The organism is Cryobacterium sp. 10I1, assembly GCF_035019805.1.
GTDB lineage: Bacteria > Actinomycetota > Actinomycetes > Actinomycetales > Microbacteriaceae > Cryobacterium > Cryobacterium glucosi.
Map to the genome: position 1 here is coordinate 1 of NZ_JASJVF010000662.1, position 258 is coordinate 258.

Here is a 258-nt window from a genome sequence, read left to right on the forward strand (position 1 = left end):
GACCGCGCTGCTGGACGCCGCCGCCAGGCGGATCCGTTCCGGACGCCATGCCGGCGGATCCGGGCTCGACCGTGACGTGGAGATCCCGGTCGGCACGGTCGTCCTCGAGGGGCACCTGTACCTTCCCGAGAACGCCCCCGCGGTCGTCGTGTTCGCCCATGGCAGCGGGAGCAGCCGCCACAGCCCGCGCAACCAGTTCGTCGCCGACGTCCTGCACCGCGCCGGCCTCGGCACCCTGCTCCTCGACCTGCTCACGCC

Annotated in this window: 1 pseudogene; it reads left to right on the forward strand. The window is 73.6% G+C overall.

The features are described from left to right. Positions 1 to 258, forward strand: a pseudogene (locus tag QN345_RS20230) (phosphoribosyltransferase); the annotation flags it as partial.